The sequence below is a fragment of the Vibrio sp. 10N.222.48.A3 genome (assembly GCF_041475345.1).
Lineage (GTDB): Bacteria > Pseudomonadota > Gammaproteobacteria > Enterobacterales > Vibrionaceae > Vibrio > Vibrio tasmaniensis_A.
The window spans coordinates 1-1,192 of sequence record NZ_JBFRVX010000296.1 but is presented as its reverse complement, the minus strand read 5'-3'; the positions used below and the strand labels follow the sequence as shown (position 1 = coordinate 1,192).

The following is a 1,192-nucleotide window of genomic DNA, read 5'->3' as shown; positions in this document are numbered from 1 at the left end:
TTCTCCCATCAAGTCGCCTCCCTCTTATTGGAACAAGCAGAACCTTCCAGTCGGCAGCCACTTTTCCGCAGCAAGAGGCAACGACCGCCTCTTATTTGAATTGGCCTATCAACTAGAAAGCGCCAAGCCTTGGGCAAATAAAAAAGCCCCAATAGCACTTTAAGAAGCAATGCACTTTAAAAAGCAATTCACTTTCAAGAGCTATTTATTTTCAAGAGCTATTCGATTTCGAAATCAGTTCGATTAAAAACCATTCAAGTACGAGTCTATTGATGAAACATATTATCTCCCTATTTTTGGCAACTATGATGCTTGCTTCTCCTTCATACGCAGCTTTAGCACCAAGCGAAGGTTTCAGTGGCAACATGACCTTCCTAACCGGCTTCACCGCAAACTCAAGCAACTTAGATGTTGGCCAAAGTAATCATCAATCTCAAACCGATTTAATGTCGTCTGGTGCAACTGAAGCCAATGGAATGGTCGCTATTTTAGGTTCGATGCAGTACACCTTTGGCGCTTTGAATCACAAGCAAATTTTCTTAGGCACCTCTAGAGACGACATCATTACAGGTACGTTGGCATTTGAAGTGGGCTATAGACAGCAACTGGAGAGCGGGATGGTTATCGACTTTTCCATCTTACCAACGCTGATCTCTGGCGAAGTGTGGGATGACCCTTATGCCGTTGATTCGAAGAGAGAAGAAACCGACCTAACCGGCAACGTGGTTCGAATGCAGCTGTCTAAAATGATGGGGACTAACTTTAATATCGATATGGCTTTTGGCGAGTCCGATGTGAAAAAAGAAAACACAGGATTAAAAGGACTTGATTTAACGGACGAAGAGCGAGCATTAATGACGCGAGAGCGAGAGTATTTTTACCTAAAGTCGGGTTACCAGTACTTCTTAAAAGATGGGTCTGGCATTCTCACGCCTTCAATCAATGTTTTCTCGTCGAACTCTGAGGGTAATGCGTTATCATTCCTGAGTGTTGGAGCAGAGGTGAACTTAGCGAAAAGATTCGGCAATCATGGTCTGGCTTTCACGATCAACGCAGCAAAACGCGACTATGATAAAGAGAACCCTATTTTCAATAAGACGCGTGAAGACAAAGATTTCGGTGCATTTATCGCCTATGAATATGCCAATATCTTTGATGCAAAAAACTGGTCTCTAGTATCACTATTAGGTGC

1 protein-coding gene and 1 pseudogene are annotated in these 1,192 nt (G+C 43.1%); both read left to right on the top strand.

Annotation, left to right across the window (positions count from 1 at the left end):
* Nucleotides 1-163, top strand: a pseudogene (locus AB4653_RS09505) (amidase); the annotation flags it as partial.
* A 109-nt stretch (nucleotides 164-272) separates the two neighbouring features.
* On the top strand, nucleotides 273-1,192 hold a 920-nt coding region (locus AB4653_RS09500), incomplete at its 3' end, for a DUF2860 family protein (protein WP_372103976.1).